The 18282-nt window shown below is 46.6% G+C and carries 16 protein-coding genes; 8 read left to right on the top strand and 8 right to left on the bottom strand.

What is annotated here, in order from left to right; all coding sequences use genetic code 11:
* Positions 1-5: 5 nt before the first annotated feature.
* A complete protein-coding gene (locus B5444_RS01695; protein ID WP_079653524.1) occupies positions 6-293 on the bottom strand; it encodes a 2Fe-2S iron-sulfur cluster-binding protein in 288 nt (95 codons plus the stop codon).
* A 69-nt stretch (positions 294-362) separates the two neighbouring features.
* Between B5444_RS01695 and B5444_RS01690 the strand changes: the two genes are divergently transcribed.
* A complete protein-coding gene (locus B5444_RS01690) occupies positions 363-3143 on the top strand; it encodes a [protein-PII] uridylyltransferase family protein (RefSeq protein ID WP_079653523.1) in 2781 nt (926 codons plus the stop codon).
* A 40-nt stretch (positions 3144-3183) separates the two neighbouring features.
* The gene (locus B5444_RS01685; protein ID WP_079653522.1) at positions 3184-6207 is read left to right on the top strand and encodes an efflux RND transporter permease subunit; all 3024 of its coding nucleotides are present in this window, start codon (positions 3184-3186) and stop codon (positions 6205-6207) included.
* Here B5444_RS01685 and B5444_RS01680 read toward each other — a convergent pair.
* From B5444_RS01680 to B5444_RS01660, 5 genes are read right to left on the bottom strand one after another with little or no spacing between them, the layout of a single operon-like run.
* Complete coding sequence (locus B5444_RS01680) at positions 6153-6881, bottom strand: metal ABC transporter permease (RefSeq protein ID WP_079653521.1); 729 nt, start codon at positions 6879-6881, stop codon at positions 6153-6155. The genes B5444_RS01685 and B5444_RS01680 overlap by 55 nt on opposite strands.
* Entirely contained in the window at positions 6878-7747 is an 870-nt protein-coding gene (locus tag B5444_RS01675) for a metal ABC transporter solute-binding protein, Zn/Mn family (RefSeq protein ID WP_079653520.1), read from the bottom strand. The genes B5444_RS01680 and B5444_RS01675 overlap by 4 nt, the downstream gene beginning before the upstream one ends.
* 15 nt (positions 7748-7762) lie before the next feature.
* Positions 7763-9121, bottom strand: a complete 1359-nt coding sequence (locus tag B5444_RS01670) for a TonB-dependent receptor (protein ID WP_079653519.1) — start codon at positions 9119-9121, stop codon at positions 7763-7765.
* 55 nt (positions 9122-9176) lie between these two features.
* Positions 9177-9458 (bottom strand): hypothetical protein, encoded by a 282-nt coding sequence (locus tag B5444_RS01665; RefSeq protein ID WP_079653518.1) that lies wholly within the window; start codon positions 9456-9458, stop codon positions 9177-9179.
* Positions 9459-9470: 12 nt separating this feature from the next.
* Positions 9471-10481 (bottom strand): NAD(P)-dependent oxidoreductase, encoded by a 1011-nt coding sequence (locus B5444_RS01660; RefSeq protein WP_079653517.1) that lies wholly within the window; start codon positions 10479-10481, stop codon positions 9471-9473.
* A 22-nt stretch (positions 10482-10503) separates the two neighbouring features.
* Between B5444_RS01660 and B5444_RS01655 the strand changes: the two genes are divergently transcribed.
* Genes B5444_RS01655 through B5444_RS01630 form a run of 6 tightly spaced genes read left to right on the top strand, consistent with a single transcriptional unit; the run spans position 10504 to position 16325 of the window.
* Positions 10504-11001 carry a thioredoxin family protein gene (locus B5444_RS01655; RefSeq protein ID WP_079653516.1) on the top strand — a complete coding sequence of 166 codons (498 nt, stop codon included), beginning with the start codon at positions 10504-10506 and terminating at the stop codon, positions 10999-11001.
* Positions 11001-12266 carry a TolC family protein gene (locus B5444_RS01650; RefSeq protein WP_172838411.1) on the top strand — a complete coding sequence of 422 codons (1266 nt, stop codon included), beginning with the start codon at positions 11001-11003 and terminating at the stop codon, positions 12264-12266. The genes B5444_RS01655 and B5444_RS01650 overlap by 1 nt, the downstream gene beginning before the upstream one ends.
* A complete protein-coding gene (locus tag B5444_RS01645) occupies positions 12253-12732 on the top strand; it encodes an efflux RND transporter periplasmic adaptor subunit (protein ID WP_079653514.1) in 480 nt (159 codons plus the stop codon). The genes B5444_RS01650 and B5444_RS01645 overlap by 14 nt, the downstream gene beginning before the upstream one ends.
* Before the next feature lie 6 nt (positions 12733-12738).
* Positions 12739-13596 carry a tyrosine-type recombinase/integrase gene (locus tag B5444_RS01640; RefSeq protein WP_079653513.1) on the top strand — a complete coding sequence of 286 codons (858 nt, stop codon included), beginning with the start codon at positions 12739-12741 and terminating at the stop codon, positions 13594-13596.
* Positions 13593-14342, top strand: coding sequence for a tRNA (guanosine(37)-N1)-methyltransferase TrmD (gene trmD, locus B5444_RS01635; protein ID WP_079653512.1), 750 nt, complete (start codon positions 13593-13595; stop codon positions 14340-14342). The genes B5444_RS01640 and trmD overlap by 4 nt, the downstream gene beginning before the upstream one ends.
* Positions 14343-16325, top strand: a complete 1983-nt coding sequence (locus B5444_RS01630) for an LPS-assembly protein LptD (protein WP_154021715.1) — start codon at positions 14343-14345, stop codon at positions 16323-16325.
* Here B5444_RS01630 and rpe read toward each other — a convergent pair.
* Positions 16300-16971 (bottom strand): ribulose-phosphate 3-epimerase, encoded by a 672-nt coding sequence (gene rpe, locus B5444_RS01625; RefSeq protein ID WP_079653511.1) that lies wholly within the window; start codon positions 16969-16971, stop codon positions 16300-16302. The two genes, B5444_RS01630 and rpe, sit on opposite strands and share 26 nt — an antisense overlap.
* Positions 16971-18275 (bottom strand): homoserine dehydrogenase, encoded by a 1305-nt coding sequence (locus B5444_RS01620; protein ID WP_079653510.1) that lies wholly within the window; start codon positions 18273-18275, stop codon positions 16971-16973. Before B5444_RS01620 ends, rpe begins: the two co-directional genes overlap by 1 nt.
* Positions 18276-18282 lie beyond the last annotated feature (7 nt).

Below are 18282 nucleotides of genomic sequence, written 5' to 3'. Positions count from 1 at the left end.
TAAATTTAGTCCGTCTCTAGCTCTATCTCGCAACCTTCCTTTTCTATTACCAGCTGACAGGTGAGCCTTCTCTCCTCCTGGTACTCGCCTATGCGCCACAAGGTCTCCTCTTCAGTTTCAGAAGGCTCAGCTAGACACTCAAGTCCCTTCTTCACAGTACACACACAGACGCCGCACTGACCATCGGTGCATCCAAACTCAATCCCAGCTTTCTCTATCTCATGATGTAGCTCACCAAATCTAACACCTACAGGTATGTCAAACACCTTTCCGTTTATCTTCACCTTGGCCATAGTGGAAAATATACTAATACAGACCTCCTTCCGGGAAGAAGACTTTTATCATAAAATGTTTTATCAGGAGTGTTTCCTTCCGAGTGGTTTGAAAAAGCTAAAGGTAAGCTTCTAAACCCCCAAAGGGCCAAGGAAAGCCTCGAGGAGCTGTTAAAACGCCATCCTGACCCACAGAGCCTCATCTCCTACCTCAACGAAAGAAGGTTTATCCTCCTGCTTGAGCTTCTAGATAGGTCCGAATGTATAAGGAAGTTCCTCATCAACCACCCAGAAGACTTTCAGAACACTATCCCTGGCCTTTGGTACGTAAGGAAGAAAAAGGAGGACTACCTGAAGGAGCTTAAGAGCCTTCTTTCGGACTCCCTCAGCGACGAGAAGTTTTCAGAAAGGCTTGCTTACTATAGGCACAGGGAGCTTATGAGGTTGCTCTCAAAGGAGATCCTTGGAACTGCAAAGCTTGAGGACATCCTTCACGAGTACTCGGAGCTTCCAGACGCCATGCTTGAGTGCGCCTACGAAAGAGCCCTAAGTGAATATACGGAAAAATACGGGAAGCCCTTGGAAGAAAATGGGAAGGAGGTCACAGGATGCATAATAGCCCTAGGTAAACTGGGAAGCTACGAACTTAACTACTACTCAGACATAGACCTTATGTTCATCCACTCTTCCGACAATGGGCAAGCCGGAAAGCTAACTTTAAACGAGTTCTTCTCTAAGGTATTTCAAAAGGTCTTTACCCTCATGAACACAGTAACACCTGAGGGAAAACCCTACGAGGTGGATTTAGATCTTAGGCCCTTCGGGAGATCGGGTCCTATAAGCATGTCTGTAAGGAGTGCAGAACTCTACTACGAATCCTATGGAAGAGTGTGGGAGAGGTTTGCCCTTCTAAGAGCACGTTTCTGTGCTGGAGACAAAGAGCTGTACGAGGTGTTTGAAAGGGAGGTAAAAAACCCTTTTGTCTTTAGAAAATCCATAGACTATAAGGTCATAGAAGAAATAAAGCTCCTCAAAGCCCAGATACTTGCCCAATCAAAGAAGAGAGTTCTAAACAAGGTAGATGTCAAAACAGGTGAGGGTGGCATAAGGGAGGTAGAATTTGCCGTCCAGGCTTTGGTCCTACTCCTGGGTGGTAAAAACCCTTTCCTGAGAGAGAGCAACACCTTCAGGGCTATATGGAAGCTAAACCAGAAAGGTATATTCTCAAACGAACAGACAGTCATCCTAGAGAAGGCATACGAGTTTTTAAGGAGGCTTGAACACACAATACAGATGTTCAGGTGCACACAGACACACAGCTTTTCTCCCAACGATGTGGATGCTCTAGCTTTCCTGATGGGCCTATCAAGGGAAGAGTTTGAAAGGACATTCCGGTACTACACTTCGGAGGTAAGCAAGGTCTTTGAAGGCATAATGCCGGAAGAAAGGCCAAAGGAGCTTGATCCCATCCAGCAGGCCATCTTAACAGAAGACGAAAACCTGGCAAGGGAAGTTCTAAGCGCATACGGCTTTAAAAACCCCCTGAGAGCCTACAGCATACTGGTAAGCTACATACACGGTAAGGAAGGAGTTATACTTTCAAGCGAAGAAAAGAAGAAGTTCATAGAGCTTCTTCCGAGTCTTATAAAGAACATGTCCATGTCCACGGATCCAGACGAGACGCTCATAAACTTTGACAAGTTCTTCTCCAACCCCACAGGCAGGAAGGTAGTGCTAAGCCCAGCCAAGGAAGATGTAAACCAAAAGCTCTGCAAGGTTTTTTCCCTATCTTCATACCTTTCTAACCTGATAAGCAGGAATCCAGACCTGGTGGAAGACGTTCTTACCCTTTACCAAGACTTTCCAGAAGAGGAAAAACTCACCGAAGAGTTTGAAAAGTACAAGCAGACGCTTAATCTAAGCCCTGAGAATCTCTTCAGACGTTTCAAAAAAGTCTGGGAAGTAAGAATTGCTCTAGTGTACCTTCTTAAGAAGGACCACAGGTACAAAAAGCTTATGGACTTCTTTGCAAGCCTTACCATGCTCGCAGACTTTTTGCTTAAGAAAGCATACCAGTTTCTAGAGCTTGACGGTATACTCCTTCTATCCCTTGGAAAGTACGGTAGCGCTGAGTTAAGCATAGGTTCAGACCTTGACCTCGTCTTTGTTTCCTCTCAAGTGGACTACGAGCTTACAAAGAAGGCTCAAAACTTTGTAAGGTTCTTAACCACTCACACCTCTGAAGGCTACCTATACGATGTAGACTTTAGACTAAGACCCATGGGTACAAAGGGAGAGCTTCTGCCACCTCTTGAGTTCTACAGGGAGTACTTTAGGAACACAGCAAGAACCTGGGAAAGGCTAGCATGGACAAGGTGTAGATACGTAGTAGGGCCAGAGTATCTAAAGGAGGAGATGGAGAAGCTCCTGACGGAATTCCTCTTTGAAAAGCCTGTGGGTAAGAAGGAAAGGGAAGAGATAAAACAGATGAGACATATGCTAGAAGGTCAGGCCAAGAAGGGTAAAGACCTTATAGACCTAAAGTTCTCCCCAGGCGGGCTGCTGGATGGAGAGTTCATAATCCAGTACTACATAATCTTAGAAGGTCTAAGAGAGCCTTCTATGATAAGGGCATGTCAGAAGCTCATGGAAAAGCACAGTATACTGAAAGACGTGTACCAAAAGTACATGTTTTTGAGGCTTGTAGAAACAAGGCTTAGGCTCTCAAAGGAGAGAGCTGGCTCCGTGTTGCATAGGCAAGACCTCCAAAGACTAGCAAGTTCTCTGGGGATGGACGTAGACGAATTCTCAGAAGAGCTTTTCAACACCCTTAAAGGCATGAGAGAACTCTTTTTGGAAGTGTTCGGCTAGACGCAACATACCGACCAGTCAGTATGTTATCATATTCCAAATGTACAGGTTTTTCATAAGAAGGCCAGTCACCTCCTGGATGCTCATGTTCTCTTTTATACTTCTTGGCCTCTACTCCTACTTTAACATACCCATCGACAGACTGCCCAACGTGGACTTTCCTACGGTAACCATATCCACCACTTATAACGGTGCAGATGCGCAGACAGTAGACGCGGTAGTCACTAGACAGATCGAGGATGAGCTCGCCACCATAAGTGGGATAGAGTACATAGCCTCCTCAAGCTACTACGGAACCTCTAGGATAAGCGTAGTCTTTTCCCTGGAAAAGGATGTAGATGTGGCAGCCCAGGAAGTGAGGGATGCTGTACAAAGGGCATACGGAAGGATGCCCATAGGTGTAGACCCGCCTGTAGTTAGAAAGGTAGACACGAGCGGTGTTCCCGTGTTTGTAATGCTCCTCCACTCAAAGACGGCTGACTACCAAACCCTGGCCTACTATGCAGACAAGCTCATAAGAAGGGATGTGGAGAGGATATACGGCGTTGGAGAGGTAGATCTTGGTGGTTTTAGGGATAACGTCCTATGGGTTAGGATAAACCCAGAAAAACTTTGGGCTAGAGGGCTTACACCCTCTGACGTGGCACAGGTAGTCCAGAACAACCTTCTCAACTCCCCAGCTGGTAGTATCTATGGCACGCAGAGAGATTACGTGCTCAGGCTGTACGGCAAGCCAGAGAAACCCGAAGATCTTGGTCTGAGCAGTCTACCCAATGGCTTACAACTCAGGGATGTAGCCAAAGTCTACTTTGGAGAGGATGAAAAGAGGGGTATGGCAAGGTTCATGGGAGAGCAGGCCATAGTAATCGTGGTGTACAAGCAGTCCAACGCCAACACGGTACAGGTGGTAGATGCTGTAAAGAAGAAGATGGAAGAGTGGAACAAAAGGCTTCCAGCAGGTATGCGCCTTGATTACACCTTCGACGCTAGCATCTTCATAAAGGACAGCGTCAGGGCTGCCATAGAAGAGATAGTGATGGGAAGCTTCCTTACAGCTGTGGTTGTCTATCTCTTCCTGGGTTCTTTAAGGGTTACCTTCGTGCCTGTCTTTGCTATACCCGTGGCACTCCTTGGTACTATCTTCTTCCTATACATAAAGGGGGACTCGCTCAACACCTTTACCCTTCTTGCCATGGCTGTGGCCGTGGGTATAGTGATAGACGATGCCATAGTAGTCCTGGAGAGCATCTTCAGAAGGGCTCAGGAAGGTCTAAATCCCTTGGAGGCCGCAGAGCTCGGTACTAGGATAGTAATCTTTGCCCTACTTGCCTCTACAGCCTCGCTGATAGTGGTATTCTTACCCGTTCTGTTCCTGAAGGGTGTCATAGGTAAGTTCTTCTCGGGTTTTGTCTTCACCCTTATAGTGGCCATAGCTATATCCTACCTGGTCTCGCTGAGCTTTACCCCTATGGCCACGGCTAGGCTCGTGGGCGTCTCTCATGAGAACAAGTTTATGAGAGCCTACGCAAAGTTTGAAGCCTTGTTTGATAAAGCCCTCCTTTGGTCTTTGAGACACAAGCTTTTTGTGATAGTCATATCCTTGGTTACTGCTGTCCTCGGCTTTTTCCTATTCCAGAAGACAAAGAAGGAGTTTTTCCCAGTGGTGGACGAAGGGAGGTTCCTAGTCAGGTTCGAAACACCCATAGGATCCTCCTTCGACTTTACAGAGCAGAAGACGAGGGAGATAGAGGCTATACTGCGCAGAAACCCTTACGTAGACAGGTTTGGTGTAGCCATGGGACAGGGTGTGGCGGGAAGGCCGGACGTGAACGGTGGAATGGGCTTTGTGTACCTCAAATCGGGGAAGAGACCTCACATGACAGTCATAATGAACCAACTGAGGAACGAGTTTTCCAAGCTTAGGGATGTAAGGGTGAGCGTTGAGTCTGCGCCCATATCGTTGGGGCTTGGGCGCCAGACGGACGTTCAGTACGTAGTAAAGGGCCCTTACCTAGAAGAGCTTCAAAGGATAGCAGACGCTTACATGAGGGATTTTGGAAACAGGCCCGGGTTTAAAGACGTAGACACAGACCTAAGGCTTAACGAGCCCCAGGTCAGGATAATCCCAGACAGGCAGAAGCTTGCAGATCTGGGCATAGACGTAAAGGCTGTTTCAGACACGCTCCAGATATTATTTGGAAAGTATAAGGTAGGTACTTATGAAGTAGGATCCGAAAGCTACAACGCCTACATAAAGGCAGACGAAGACTTCATCAAAGAGGTTGAAAACCTAAAGAAGGTCTATGTCAGGGCAAAGAACGGGAACCTAGTGCCCTTGTACGATGTGGTTCAGATACAGCAGGGACCTGGTTACCACGTGATAAACAGGTTCAACAGGCAGTACTCCTTTACCCTATACGCCAACCTCTCAGGTAGCAAAGACCTGGCAAGTGCACTGTCAGAGGTAGAAAGCTGGCTTCAAGCCAACTTACCCCCTGGATACAGCTACGAAAGGGTAGGACAGGCCAGGGAGTTTGCTAGATCGTTCCAAGGGTTTGGCTTTTCCGTGTTGGTAGCCTTGCTAGGAGTTTACATGATCCTGGCAAGCCTCTTTGAAAGCTATAGACTTCCTTTCATAGTGCTTTTAATGGTGCCTCTTGCAGCCATGGGAGCTTTTGGACTCCTCTCCTTGACGGGTACATCTCTAAGCGTACCCTCCTACTTTGGCATCATACTCCTCATAGGAATAATAGTGAGGGATGCCGTCCTGTTCATTGAACGTATACTACAGCTGGAAAAGGAAGGTGTAAGCTCAAGGGAGGCTATACTCCAAGCAAGAAGGGAGAGGTTAAGACCCATACTCATGACTACTCTCACTGTAGTAGCTGCCCTACTTCCTGTTGCTCTAGGACTCACAGCAGGTTCAGAGTTTAGAAAGCCTCTGGCCGTGGCTATAATAGGTGGTATCCTATCAGGCCTACCCCTGAGCCTCTTCCTGCTTCCCGTACTCTACGAGGTCTTCACCATCCTCAAGAAAAAGACGCAGAGGGAACACAGAGCCTGAAGGAAGGCCACGCTAAATCCTGTAGGAAGGTCAAGCTTGTAAGAGATGATCATGGCTACAGTGTTTACGGCAGCACCCCATAGCCAGGCGAAGAGAAGGTTGTCCATCAAGAACAAGCTTACCAGGGCAGGAGCAAGGAGTATGCTAAACACCACAACAACACCCGCTAACTTCACAGAGCTGGATACAGTAAAGGCAAAGAGAAGGTAGAAGGTAAGCTCTTTCAGGAAACCCTCAAGGAACTTAGATCTCACAAACAGGAGGAGGCCTATAAAACTGTAAGCCACTGCCGTCTTTAGTATCTCCTGCATGGGTACAAAGAGGATATCAGCGGCGGTAAGCCTTAAAAAGTCCTCCGCACCGTGGGGTGACTTGGAAAGGATAAGGTAAACGGAGGATACGCCAAGGGCATAGAGAAGGCCTATCAGAGCTTCCTTGTACTGGGACCTCTCAAAGAGCAGGACTAAAAGACCTCCCAAAAGGGCAAATAACACAGAAAGGACATGGATCTCTGAATTTAGAAGGAGGGCCAGGGCAACACCCACGGCTGAGAGCTGGCCCACTGCAAGATCTGTAAAGATGACACCTCTTTTTATTATCTCCCTACCAAAGTAAGCATGTATGCCAAGGAGTACAAAAGAGAGCAGGAGAGCAGGCCAAAGTATGTCCATCATCTTAGAGCTTCCTCCAACTTGATGCTTATGGTGTTAAAGAGCTCCACCAGGTTGTAGCCATCGTGCGGGAGCTCTACTACCCTCGCGCCCGTCTGTGATGCTATATACTGGGCAGTCCTCTTTTCGTGGTACACGTCCTGGAGTATGAGTCTGACTCCCTGGGATCTTACAAGACCTACGAGCTCCTGGGTATGCCTTGGTGTAGGTGGTATACCAGGAAGGGGTTCTATTGTCCCTACGAGCTGAGCACCGTACCTAAGGAGAAGGTAGTCGTAGAGCATGTGGTACGATACTACCTTCTGGCCCCTTAATACGGAAAGTCTTCTGTCCCACTCTCTGAGTCTGTCAGACCATTCTCTTTCAAAGACCCTCAGGTTCTCCTCGTAGCTAGCACACCCTGAACGGTCAAGGGAACAGAGCTTTTCCTTTATGGCCCTTGCTAGGATGGGTATGTTATGAGGGTCTAGGTTGTAGTGAGGGTTACCCTCAGGATGGACATCTCCCATGGCCCTTGACACGCTTTGAGGCTTTTCTATCAGCCTGACAAACCCAGACAGATCCAGGAAACCCTCTCTACCCGGCTGTATCTTTGGGTTGTTAGACTGTTGAAGGAGCACAGGAACAAAGCCTACTTCCAAGGAAGCACCTTGTATTACCAGAAGGTCAGCACTCCGGAGCCTTGCGATAAAGGAAGGTTTGGGAACTACAAAGTGAGGATCTTCTGTAGGCTTTGCTAGGATAAAAACATCCACCCTGTCCTTACCTATCCTCTTCACCAGGTCACCTATCCAGGGATACGTGGCAACCACCCTAAGCTGGGCAAAGGAAAGGGAAAGAGCTAGAAAAAGAAAGATTAACACCCTCATGTTTATACCTCCTATTTAGAAGGGATGAGCACCATGGGCACCTATGGCAAAGTTAAACTGGAGTATAACCTCGTTTACAGTCTTCCTGTTGGTTCCTTCAAAGAAGGCCCTGTTTTGACCCACCTGAAACCTGATGCGGGAGAACTCAGTGGGGTTATACTCCAGCATACCGTAATAGGCGTAAAGGTTCTTGTATGTCTGCATGCCAGTCACTGAGTTTTTGTCTATAAGGTCGTACCTTAGGCCTACCCTCCAACGTGGATCAAACCTCCAGACAACTTGGGCATACAGTCCACCCTGCTTTTTGGATACGTCCTGGACCGTGCTGTTAGTCCCATCGTAAATCTGACCCTTTTGATCCCTGTAAAGGTACTCCGTCTGGAAAGCCAAGTACCTGTAGGAGTCTATGAAGTACTTGGCTGTGAGGTCAAAACCGTAAAGCCTGGTCCTCCCGGCAAAGCCTTCGCTTGCGTTCCTAGCGTGTCCTGTGGCTAAAGAGAGGCCAGTAAGTACGGAAAGGTTCCCCAAGTCAAAGGAGGTCTTCACAAAGCCCACGTAGAGGTTTGGCTTCCTGGTGCTAGAGACGCTAAAGCTTCCAACTTGAAAACCATCCGTTCCGAAGCTTTCCTGGTTTTCACCCTGCAGGACCTCAGCACCAAACAGCAGGTAGAAGGGTAGAGGAGCTAGCCAGTTTACCTGAATGCCCTTCTCTACCAGTCCATCATCCCCGAGGAAAACCCTGTATACCAAAGGAGCATCTACAAAGTCCCAGACGTGTGGGTGAAGAGAGTTCAACCTACCGAAGGAGCTTCTAAACTTCCCAAGCTTTACCTGCAAACCACCCGGCAGGCCTCTGGTTACTGCGTATGCCTCCTCCAACTCTGAACCGTGTTCCGAAAAGGGTATGGTGGCATAAAGGTCAAAGTACGGATCCACAGGAGCGTAAAGGTAGAGCTCCGCATAGTTGAGGTTAAAGCCTCTGTTTACGTTGGGTGTATCGTCCGTATTCCTGTAGGTAAAACCAGGTATGGTAAGCTGTTTGTACCTGTCGTCGTTCAAGCTCCTGCCCACTGCAGAGGTATCCACTATGAGGGATATGTCTGGTAAGAAGGCCGTCTGCCTGAAGGGTGAGTAAACTCCTAAGGTCTCCGAGTACTTTAAACGTAGCTGTATATTCCTGTCGGCAGACTCTGGCCTTTGGGTCTGGACATACTCCTTTGCCTCTTTTTTTGCAGCCTCAGCCTCCTTTAGTCTTCTCTCAAGCTCATCAAGTCTCTTTTTCAAAAGCTCTATCTCTTTCTTTAGCTCCTGCACGTCATCCTTTGCAAAGGCAAAGGAACCAAAGAGAGCTAAAAGCAAACACACTTTTTTCATGGTGGGCACCTCCTTTTAGTTTTTTTTTGGGTTTTGCCGAGATCCTGGATAAGTCTTATCCTTGACCAGGAGGTGCCCTAAGGTAGTAGGTAATATGGAAAGGTTCTAGAGGTCTTAAGACTCCCGGTTTTTGATCCTGTATGTAGACGACAAATAAGGTAAGGCTTTTGGGAGCAGCCCTAAAGTCCTCCTTCTTCTGTGGGTTTGCCTGAAGCAGACAGAGCTGACAGTCAAGGTGAAGCTTGTGATCCTCGTGGCTGTGTAGTATAGAAACCTCCCCCACCAATAACTGAAGCAGTATTAGAAAGACAGCTACGAGAACCTTTCTAAGCTTCATTCTTTTCTTTATTCATTGTACCAAGTTTATGGGTTTGCCTTCTAAGAAGGATAGTATGTTCATGAGGGTAGTCCGAAGCACTTCCTGCAAAGATTCGTAGGAGTTGAAAGCGTTGTGGGGGGTTATTATGAGCCTGCCCTCATGCTGAAGCTTTAAGAGGACGTGGTTCATAGCTAAGGTTTTCAGCTTGTCTTCTTCTAAGTTCTCCTTAAGCAATAGCTCTTTCTCGTACCTTAAGGTGTACTCATCCTCTAGAACGTCAAGGGCACAAGCTTTTACCTTTCCAGATAAAAGGTTTTTTATGAGCGCCTTTGTGTCGATTAACCCTCCCCTTGCCGTGTTCACTATGATGACCCCATCCTTCATCTTGCTGAAAGCCTCTTCATCAAGCATGTGGTAGTTTTCTTTTGTAAGGTTTGCATGAAGGGATATGATGTCACTGTTCTGCAGAAGGTAATCCAGATCTACGTACTCAAAACCCAAAGTTTTTGCAAGCTCCTCATCCCTTCTTATGTCGTAGGCTAAAACCTTCATACCAAAAGCCAGTGCTATCTTTATTACCTTTCTACCTATGTTTCCAGCACCTATCACCCCAAGGGTTTTGCCCAAAAGGTTAAAACCTGTAAGTCCTTCAAAGTCAAAGATACCTTTCCTTGTTCTTTCTATGCTCTCTATGAGCCTCCTAGAAAGGGCTAGCATCAAAGCAACCGTGTGTTCAGCCACGCTTCCAGATCCGTATGCAGGAACATTACAAACGGCTATACCGAGCTTTCTAGCATACTCTACGTCTATGTGGTCATAACCTGTGCTCCTTGTGGCTATAAGCCTGCAACCCTTAAGCTTAGAAAGGAGGTCTTTGTCCAACCTGGAAAGCACGCGCACGCTTACCACTTGAGCGTTGGCTGCTTTATCCACGCTTTCTTCCGTCAACGGATATGGGTAAAACTCAAGCTCCAGATCCTTTAGCTCCCTCTGGAAGAACTCCCTTTCGTATTCCCTTGCTTCAAAGAAGACAACCTTCATCGTGGGTATATTTTATATCCTCATGTTAGGGTGGAAGGTTTTTTTGGTCTTATGGCTTCTCGTAACAGCCTCCTTGGGCGCCAGCATACCTTTTTTAAAGCCATCCTTCCTGAACCTTAAGGAAGACCTGGAGGACGCCAGAAAGGAAGGGAAGTACCTTTTCATCATGTTTCATCAGGAAGGTTGTCCTTTCTGCGACAGGATGAGAAGAGTAACCTTTCAGGACAAAGCTGTCGGAGACTACTTTACCAAACACTTCTACATGGTGGAGGTAGACATAAGGGGGTCCAACGAGCTTGTGGACGTGGATGGTAAAAAGATGACAGAGAAGGAGTTTGCGAGGAAACACGACGTGAGGCTTACTCCTGTGTTTATGTTCTATGATCAGGAGGGTAAGGTGATAGCCAAGATACCCGGCTACATAGAACCAAGGGATTTCCTGATCCTGGGGAGATGGATAGTGGAGGGACACTACAAGAACAAAAGCTTTATAACCTTCCTCAAAGAAAACAGAAGGTAATGCTCCTCCTCTTCATCCTACTCTTTTCCTTATGCTTTCCCCAGGAAGTTATAAGGTTAGATCCCGTAAAGGCTTACGAGCTTGCCTTTAAGAACAACCTACAGCTAAAGGCCCTACGTTATAGCCTTGAGAGCATCTCATACGAGCTTGAAGAAAGCAAGAATTACTTCCTTCCTAAGATACTCGTAGGCACAGGCTTAATCTGGGACTCAAAGAAGGACGAGTGGGATAAGACCTTCGGCCTTTCCCTCTACTCTGTCTTCTACGAGGTGGGCAAGACTAGCGCCCTGATAGAGTCCAACGAGCTAAGGCTTAAGGCAAGGCAAGAAGCCCTGAAGGAGTTGGAAAACCAGATAAAACTGAGGATACTTGAGCTCTTTGCCAGCATCCTCTACCTTGAAAGGATGGCTCAGGCAAAAAGGGAGGAGATGGCCGTTGCTTTTGTCAGGTTTGACAGGGAGAGGGTCAAGAAGGAGCTTGGTCTTTCCACAGATCTAAAGGTACTCTCCCTGGAGGAGGTCTACAGGAAGAGGTCGGCAGAGCTTGCAAAGATACAAGAAGAGTACAACAGAAAATTGTTAGAACTCAAAAAGCTGTGTGGCATTGACATGCATGCAACAGTAGAGATTGCACACATGGAGCCCAAAAATCTACCCGATACCCTGGACGCAAAGGCCTTTTTGTCTAGGTTGGACAACAATCCCATGCTCAGGATAAAAGACTACGAGATAAGAGAGCTAGAAAGCAGGCTGCGGGCTATAGACAACCTCTTTAAACCTATAGTAAACCTTAGGGGAGAGCTCGGGACCACCATAAGGTCTGGCTTCCCTGCAACCAAGTCCTACCCTCAAAACGGGGCAAGAATAGGTATAGAGCTCTTTATCCCCATCTTTGATGCCTCCGTCCTCTACAAGAAAATGTCCATTTCCAGTAGGATGAAAGAGCTCCAAACTCAGAGAGAGGACCTAAGGAAGGCCCTTGAGTTAAAGATCCTCTCCTCTGAGTACGAGTATGAAAGCCTCATTAAGGAGCTCATACATGCTCAAGTAAAGGACAAGCTCAAAGAAGAAGAGTTAAACTACAGCAGGTCCACCTACGAGCTTGAACTTGCCTTTGATCTTGGTTACGCCATGTCTGAAAAAAGCCAAGCTCAGGCACAGCTCTTAAAGACAAAGCTAGATATCCTTCTCTTCTTGGCGCGTCTTAGGAATCTTGTAGGTCTTGATCCCTTTGGCGTTTTGGAGGAAAGCCATGCTCTGGATTAATTTAGTACTACTTCTTACCTTAGCGTGGGCAGAGGTCAGAGTAGATGCCATAGTCATGGGGAGGGTAAAGGCCCTGCATGTGAGGGTGGGTCAGAAGGTTAAGAAGGGACAGCTCCTTGTAGAGATAGACTCTTCTTTGTACGAGGTTGAAAAGAAGAGACTGCAGGCGCAGCTAAAAGAACAGGGTCTAAGGGTAGAAAGCGTAAAAAGAGACTTCGATAGGTACCAAGAGCTGTACAACAGGGGTTTTCTCTCACGAAGCGAGCTTGAAGACTGGCAGACACGTTACCATGTGGAGCTGTCCAAGTACCAGCAGATACAAGCTCAGATTGAAAGGCTTGATGTACTCATAGACTACTGTAAGATAAGGTCTCCTGTTGACGGCCGAGTAAAAAAGTTTTATGTAAGGGAAGGTTCCTTTGTAAACGGCACTCAAACCCCTCAGGCTCTGTTAGAATTAGAATAATCTAGCATGGACCTTCTGGAGCTTTGGAAGAGACATCTAGAGAGGACAAAGAGCCCGAGGACGGTTCAAACTTACGAGCTTGCCCTCCTTAGCTTCATAAAGAGGCAGAACATTCAAGACCTGAGGAATATGAGCGTAAAGGACCTCTACTCTTATGCAGACTCCTCCGGCCTCTCTTCTACCTCCCTCCTGACTCACTTTTCCGCCATACTCCACTTTTACAAGTTTGCCTTCAGGAGAGGTTACGTTGACGAAGAGGTTTATCTCCGCGTACAGAAGGCCATAGAAGACATCAGGGAAGAAATACAACCAAGGAGAATATACGGAAGTCTTAAGGCTCTGGGCAAAAGAGAAATAGAGCTCATAATGCAGTGTACCAAAAACACCAAGTACGAAAAAGTCTACTCTCTGCTACTCTACAGCGGTCTGAGGCTTTTAGAATATCAAGCCCTAAGGAAGGACTTCTTCCAACTTGACAAGAGCGGTATACTCTGGATCCACCTTCCCGCCGAGGCTACAAAGGGTAGGAAGCCTAGGATAGTACCCATACTCGGAGCTACAAAGGAAGATACCTTGAAAGCTACTCAGAAGATCCTGAGGTGGCTGGAAGACTTTGAGGAAAACTTTAGGGTAAGCAGGGGTACTCTACAGGTTTATACCAACAGACTCTCAAAAAGGCTAAACATTCCCTTTTCTATACACAGCTTTAGACATACTTACATAACAAACCTCATAAACAACGGGTTTTCTATAGAAGTAGTTAAAGAATTTGCCGGCCACGCTCATATAAAGACCACTGTAGACATCTACTACAGATTCTCACAGGAAAGGGCACGCAGGATGGTAGAAGAGTTTCTAAGATGAACTTCTTTGTCTTTACTATATTTCCTAACATAATAGAGTGTTACTGCCAGTATGGAATAGTCCACCAGGCCATAAAAAAAGGGTTAGTGTATGTTGAAGCTGTAGACCTAAGGAAGTATGCGGATAAAGGAAAGGTAGACGATGAAGCGTACGGTGGCTTTCCCGGGATGGTGCTAAAGCCAGAGCCCATATTTAGAGCCTACAGAGAAGTAAAGGAGAAGCATCCAGACCTTTACTTCGTATCCTTACAGCCATGGGGCAGGGTTTTAAAGCAGGAGGTATTCTACGAGTTACTCAAGAGAAGAACGATAGGTATCCTGTGTGGTCGCTATGAAGGAGTAGACGAAAGGGTAAACGTCTTGGTGGATGAGGAGATATCTCTGGGGGACTATGTCCTGGCAGGTGGTGAGCTGGGTGCCCTGATACTGATAGAGGGTATTACAAGGTTAATACCTGGTGTGCTGAGCGAACCAAAGAGTCTAGAAGAAGATTCCTTCAGGAGGTGGTTGGGTTATCCAGTATACACAAGACCTGCAGAGGTTGAAGGCCTAAAGGTACCAGAGGTACTACTATCCGGAAACCACAAAGTATTAGAGCTTTGGAAACTCTGGCACTCCATAGAGAGAACTTACAGGAAAAGACCCGACCTTATACCAAAAGACCTTACACCCCTTGAAGAGAGTATGCTAAAGGCCATAGAGTCTGGCCTATCCTTTGAGGAGTGGTTAAAAGCTTATAATTTTTGAGTGCTCATCCTTATACTACTTACAGCACTTTCACTGTGCTTTTCTTTAGAAGTATACTCGGATAGACTGGATAGGTTACCAGACGGTAAGCTTGAAGCACAGGGAAACGTGGAGATACACTACAGGGACTACTACATAAAGTCCGACTACGCCCTCTACGACCCAGAGTCCAAGGATGTATACCTAAAGGGGAACGTGTACGTAAAATCACAGGACGGGAGGTTTGAAACCACAGGAGAAGAAGGTTACATAAACGAAGAAAAAGGTGTAGGTTACTTTCTAAAGGCGGAAGGAAGGTACGAAAAGTTTTACTTTCAAGCAAAAAGGATAGACAAGGAAGGAGACACCTACTACGTGCAGGAGGGAAGCATAACCACATGTCCGCCAAACAAGAAGGAAATGAACCTTTGTTTATTCAGGGCAAGGGTAGATCAAAAGTACGTCTTTAGCTTCTCAAACACTCTAAGGCTCTTTAATCTACCCATAGCTTACAGTCCATTAGCAGCCTTCCCAGTTGGAGAAAGGCGTTCTGGACTTTTACCACCCCTTATAGGCTCAAACAGCTACAACACTTTCATATACCAGCAGCCCATATACTGGGCCATATCAAGGGATAAAGACCTGACCCTTACCTTAGACTTAAGAGACAAGCAGGCAAAGGGTCTGAGCTTAGAGTACAGGCAAGCCTTTTTGACCAGCAACGATTTTACCCTTGATATGTCCTTATATAAGGAGCCAACACCACCAGGCAAGTGGTGGGAAGGTAGAAACCTATCCGCTTTTAAAGAAAACAGGTACAGGATCTCATCCCAGCTTTCTCTCGGGAACCTAAGGCTGGGCATAGACACAGCCTCAGATCCATACTTCCTAGAGGACATATATATCCACACGAAGGAAAGAACTATACCATACCTTACTTCTTATCTCAGCTACAAGAAAGACTGGGACAGCTTCCTGCTTATAGTAGATGCCTTTAGGTTTTACGACACTACGAACCCCAACAACCGTCAGACTATTCAGAGGCTTCCAGAGATATCCCTATACTACAAGCAAAGGTCACTTTTTAGCACCCTTAGTATAGACTCGTACCTCGGCTACACCAACTTCTACAGGGAAGAAGGTCTAAGATCACAAAGGGTAGCCTTCATGCCAGAGCTTTCCCTGCAGAAAGACCTCTTTGGGAGGACTTTCCTTTCCACACTAACCCTAGAAAACATATACTACTTTGGAGTAAACCAAGAAGGATACAAGAAATCCATAACAAGCGTAAGATTTACAGAGAGAGTTCCTTTTTTCTTTGACTTTAGCCTTAAAAGGTTTGACTTTAAGAACTTCCTTGAGCTTTCTTACTCCTTCAGACCCAAGGGTTATAACAACCCAAGGTTTGACAGCCTGGACAACATGGACAAAGAGAACGCCCTTAAGTTCTCCTTCAAGAACTTTTCTTATGCCTTTGGAAGGCAGTTTTTGAACCTTTATTTAGAAGGTGGTTACAACACACTAGGGAGCTTCACCTACAACGGTCAAAAGGTAAAGGGAAGGTTCTTTCCACTACATGCTGTACTGGCTTTTACTCCTCTGGACAACTTTATCATCGGATCTGACACTTACTACAACTTCCAGGATTCTAAGATTCTTAGCACATCCACCTACACAAGTCTTTCTTACAAAGACTACAAGGCTACATTGGGTCTTGTTCAAAACAGGGATTACTACGGTAACACCCTTACGAATCAGTGGAACGCTAGCTTTGAAGCTCAACGAGATAACCTCCGCATTGTCTACAGCATGATCCATGATATAAAAACATCAAAGGACCTTTACAGACAGCTGAACTTGGATTATAGAGGGGCCTGCTGGAACTTTGGAGTTATGCTAAGAGACACCTACGACGGTAACCGAGGAAAGTACATAAAAGAGGTGTTTTTAACCTTCAACATCTTTGACCTGCAGAGGTTTACACTACCACTGAAGAGACAATAAGGTCCTTTAGCTTTTTGGCTTGCGCTTTAACATCTTGGGCAGCAAAGATACCCGATCCTACCACGAGTATGTCGGCACCTGCTTGGACTACTTGAGTTATGTTTCCCTCCTTTATTCCACCGTCCACCTCTATAAGCACCTGAGGGTTTATTTCCTCTATCATGACTTTGAGTTCCCTTATCCTCTGCAAGGACCTGTCTATGAACCTCTGACCACCAAAGCCTGGGTTGACAGACATGACTAGCACATAGTCCACGTAGTGGAGTATCTCCTCCAGGACCTTCAGAGATGTCCCTGGGTTTATGGCCACTCCTGCCTTACAGCCAAGGCTCTTTATGAGCTCTACTACCCTATGAAGATGGTAGTTGTTCTCTACATGCACGCTTATCATGTTGGCTCCAGCCTTCACAAACTCTGGTATATACTTCTCAGCGTTCTCTATCATCAAGTGCACGTCTAGTGGTATTTGGGAGTGCTTCCTTATACTTTCAAGAAGTACAGGGCCAAAGGTAATGTTTGGTACAAAGTGTCCATCCATGACGTCAAAGTGTAGTATGTCAGCTCCTCCCTCTATGCAAGCCTGAACCTGTTCTCCCAAGCGCCAGAAGTCCGCTGAAAGAATGGATGGAGCTAAAAGCTTAACCATCAGTATACCTCCTCTTCAACACGTATGAGTACAGGGTTACCCTCCACCACAGGCAGCTTTACTATGTCTTCAAGAGCTCTTTTCATATCCTTTTCGTACGCCTTGTGGGTGAGTATGACCAGGGGTATGATGGGTTGTCCTTCTCTTCCTGAAAGATGGCACACCTTTTCCTTTTGGAGCACGGAGGCTATGCTTATGTTGTAGTCAGCGAGGACTCTGGCCACGCTTGCCAGTACTCCCGGCCTGTCCGGGACGTCAAACCTAAGGTAATACCTGCTGTAAAAGTTCTTGTTTATCTCCAGCTTTTCCGAAGACCAGAAGAATCTCTGAGGATGCCCTTCTTTGCAAGCCATGAACTTCACCGCATCCAGTATGTCTGAAAGGACTGAGGTGGCTGTAGGATGAGAACCAGCACCCTTACCATAAAGCATTACCTTGCTTACAAAATCACCTTCTAGAAGAACAGCGTTGTATACGTCGGAAACTTTTGCCAGTGGGTTGTCTGAAGGTATGAAGGTAGGATGGACCCTTACCTCCACCTGAGAATCTACTCTCTTTGCTATGGCCAGGAGCTTTAGAGTGTAGCCCAGCTCTTTACCCAGCTCCACGTCCAAGAGCTCTACATTTCTGATACCTTCCACATGTACCTCTTCAAAGGGTACATAAAAGCCGTAGGCAAGCATAGACAGTATGGCTATCTTGTGAGCTGAGTCCCATCCATCCACGTCAAGAGTTGGATCTGCCTCTGCGTAGCCCAAGGCCTTGGCTTGGTTTAAGGCCTCTTCAAAATTCTCCTCCTCTTCCAACATCTTGGTAAGTATGAAGTTGGTGGTACCGTTCAATATACCCTGTATGCTCTTTATCCTATTAGAAGACAAGCTTTCCCTTAGGACCTTCACTATAGGAATACCACCCCCTACTGAGGCTTCAAAGCCCAAGAAAAGCCCCCTATCTTGAGCTTCTTGGAGTATCTCCTTCCCATCCTCAGCAAGAAGATGTTTGTTAGCAGTCACTACATGCTTACCAGATTTCAGAGCCTCCAGTATGAGTTGCTTGGCGAATGTCTTGCCACCTACCAACTCCACCACTATGTCTGAGTTTTCCAAAACTTCCCTGTAGTCTGTGGTCCTAAGATGGTGAGGTACTTCAATCTCCCTTTCCCTTTCCCAATCCCTGTCGGCAACCTTTGAAAGCTCTAACCTTATGCCTGTCCTCTGCTGTATCAAGTGGGAGTTTTCAAGGATAAGCCTCACTACGCCCGTTCCTACAGTACCACATCCAACTATTCCTACCCTTACAACCATGGAGATT

The sequence above is a fragment of the Thermocrinis minervae genome (genome assembly GCF_900142435.1).
Taxonomy (GTDB): Bacteria; Aquificota; Aquificia; order Aquificales; family Aquificaceae; genus Thermocrinis_A; species Thermocrinis_A minervae.
Note: the sequence above shows the minus strand (reverse complement) of the source record. Positions and strands in the feature narration are given on the sequence as shown.

Bases quoted from the DNA above. Each gene is read 5' to 3' on its own strand.
- trmD (WP_079653512.1), top strand. From the start codon at position 13,593: ATGAACTTCTTTGTCTTTACTATATTTCCTAACATAATAGAGTGTTAC.
- B5444_RS01660 (WP_079653517.1), bottom strand. From the start codon at position 10,481: ATGAAGGTTGTCTTCTTTGAAGCAAGGGAATACGAAAGGGAGTTCTTC.
- B5444_RS01680 (WP_079653521.1), bottom strand. From the start codon at position 6,881: ATGATGGACATACTTTGGCCTGCTCTCCTGCTCTCTTTTGTACTCCTT.
- B5444_RS01685 (WP_079653522.1), top strand. From the start codon at position 3,184: ATGTACAGGTTTTTCATAAGAAGGCCAGTCACCTCCTGGATGCTCATG.
- B5444_RS01675 (WP_079653520.1), bottom strand. From the start codon at position 7,747: ATGAGGGTGTTAATCTTTCTTTTTCTAGCTCTTTCCCTTTCCTTTGCC.
- B5444_RS01650 (WP_172838411.1), top strand. From the start codon at position 11,001: ATGCTCCTCCTCTTCATCCTACTCTTTTCCTTATGCTTTCCCCAGGAA.
- B5444_RS01655 (WP_079653516.1), top strand. From the start codon at position 10,504: ATGTTAGGGTGGAAGGTTTTTTTGGTCTTATGGCTTCTCGTAACAGCC.
- B5444_RS01670 (WP_079653519.1), bottom strand. From the start codon at position 9,121: ATGAAAAAAGTGTGTTTGCTTTTAGCTCTCTTTGGTTCCTTTGCCTTT.
- B5444_RS01695 (WP_079653524.1), bottom strand. From the start codon at position 293: ATGGCCAAGGTGAAGATAAACGGAAAGGTGTTTGACATACCTGTAGGT.
- B5444_RS01640 (WP_079653513.1), top strand. From the start codon at position 12,739: ATGGACCTTCTGGAGCTTTGGAAGAGACATCTAGAGAGGACAAAGAGC.
- B5444_RS01620 (WP_079653510.1), bottom strand. From the start codon at position 18,275: ATGGTTGTAAGGGTAGGAATAGTTGGATGTGGTACTGTAGGAACGGGC.
- B5444_RS01645 (WP_079653514.1), top strand. From the start codon at position 12,253: ATGCTCTGGATTAATTTAGTACTACTTCTTACCTTAGCGTGGGCAGAG.
- rpe (WP_079653511.1), bottom strand. From the start codon at position 16,971: ATGGTTAAGCTTTTAGCTCCATCCATTCTTTCAGCGGACTTCTGGCGC.
- B5444_RS01665 (WP_079653518.1), bottom strand. From the start codon at position 9,458: ATGAAGCTTAGAAAGGTTCTCGTAGCTGTCTTTCTAATACTGCTTCAG.